Consider the following 1786-nt stretch of genomic DNA (forward strand, 5'->3'; position numbering starts at 1 on the left):
TTTTTTATGGCGTTTTGGCGCTTTGCGTGTATCCTTAACATATAGGGCGAAAGCGTGAAGATTATGGAAATGTCCATAAAGATTTCACAGGCAATTTGGCGGTTTTTGCGCACCATCTCTGATAAGATAGAGTTCGTGAGAGAGAGGAGCGTGTTCGAATGGCAACCGATATTAATTTACTTTTGGCTTTCGGTGCCGGATTCTTGAGTTTCATCTCGCCATGTACATTGCCTTTGTATCCTGCCTTTTTATCTTATATTACAGGCATGACCATGGATGAGATTAAAAATGACCGAAAAGTAATGCAGCGCCGTGGAATGTTCCATACTTTATTTTTCCTATTGGGCTTTTCCACGATTTTCATCGCGTTGGGCTTTAGCACATCGTTCTTTTATGAATGGTTTGTACGCTACGATGAATTGATCCGCCAAGTGGGTGCTTTGTTCATCATCATTTTCGGACTGATGATCGTTGGGGTCTTCACGCCGAAATTCTTGATGCAAGACCGCAAGTTCTCGTTCAAGAACCGGCCTTCCGGATTTTTGGGCACTTTCGTTATCGGCCTCGCGTTTGCGGCTGGCTGGACGCCATGCACCGGGCCGATCACAGCGGCAATTTATGCGCTCGCTGCGGCCAACCCCGGTTCAGGCATTTGGTATATGCTCGCCTATGTACTCGGCTTTGCGATTCCATTTTTCGTGTTGTCGTTTTTCGTTACCCGCCTCGGCTGGCTGCGTAAGCATCACAGCACGATCATGAAAGTCGGTGGATTCATCATGATCGCGGTAGGGGTCTTGCTGTTCTTTGACGGCATGACATACATCATCCGCATTTTGAGCCCGATTTTCGGGGATTTCCAAGGATTCTAAAAAGTAGGTGACGAGATGGAAACCATTTCTTCAATGGATCAATTCCAACAGAAAATAGAAAGCCGCGAATCATTTCTGCTATTCGTCAAAACCGACCATTGTTCGGTATGTGAAGGGCTGAAACCGCAAGTCGAAGGGTTGGAGCCAAACGCATCCATTCCGTTCTATTTGGTCAATGCAGCGCGCGTTCCGGAAATCGCTGGGCAGTTGATGCTGTTCACGGCGCCTGTGGTCATTCTTTTCAAGCAAGGAAAAGAACAGCTGCGCTTTGCCCGTTTCGTGCGCATGGATGAGTTGGAGAGCCGCCTCGGCGAATTGGAGGCAGAATTGAATGGATGAATTATTCAATAGCATCCCGCCAGCCGTTTTCTTGGCCGTGACGACCATTGGCGCGCTTGTCATGGGTACGCTCGCGATTATTGTCCGGTCGAAATCGGCAAAAAAACCGGCCTCGGTCAAAAAGATCATTTTGCCGCCTTTGTTCATGTCGACCGGCGCCTTGATGTTCATTTTCCCGTTTTTCCGGGTGGCGCCGCTGCAAATCGCTGAAGCGCTGCTCGTCGGTGTTTTGTTTTCGATTATCCTGATCCGCACATCGAAATTCGAAGTACGTGACGGGGAAATCTATTTAAAGCGCTCCAAAGCGTTCGTCTTCATTTTGCTCGGGTTATTGCTCGTGCGCTTGCTGGCGAAAGTCATTCTGAGCTCGTCGATTGATGTTGGGGAGCTTGGCGGCATGTTCTGGCTGCTCGCTTTTGGCATGCTCGTGCCGTGGCGTCTTGCGATGCTGCGCAAATACCAATTGATTGCAGGACAAAAAAACGCTGTTCCCGAATAGGGAGCAGCGTTTTTTTAGCTTGTCGAGAAAGGTAAGAACTCGTATTTTCCGAAGCTTATCGCTCGCTTTCCGTGGGCTC

3 protein-coding genes are annotated in these 1786 nt (G+C 48.7%); all 3 read left to right on the plus strand.

Features of this window, described 5'->3' with window-relative positions; translation table 11 throughout:
• Window positions 1-158: 158 nt before the first annotated feature.
• From ON064_RS18115 to ON064_RS18125, 3 genes are read left to right on the plus strand one after another with little or no spacing between them, the layout of a single operon-like run.
• Complete coding sequence (locus ON064_RS18115) at window positions 159-869, plus strand: cytochrome c biogenesis CcdA family protein (RefSeq protein WP_121299728.1); 711 nt, start codon at window positions 159-161, stop codon at window positions 867-869.
• Window positions 870-884: 15 nt separating this feature from the next.
• On the plus strand, window positions 885-1208 hold the full coding sequence (locus ON064_RS18120; protein WP_274625860.1) for a thioredoxin family protein: 324 nt from the start codon (window positions 885-887) through the stop codon (window positions 1206-1208).
• Window positions 1201-1707: a CcdC family protein gene (locus ON064_RS18125; protein WP_274625861.1), complete on the plus strand. Its 507-nt coding sequence runs from the start codon at window positions 1201-1203 to the stop codon at window positions 1705-1707. Before ON064_RS18120 ends, ON064_RS18125 begins: the two co-directional genes overlap by 8 nt.
• The last annotated feature ends 79 nt before the right edge of the window (window positions 1708-1786 follow it).

It is taken from the genome of Planococcus sp. A6 (assembly GCF_028823615.1).
GTDB lineage: Bacteria > Bacillota > Bacilli > Bacillales_A > Planococcaceae > Planococcus.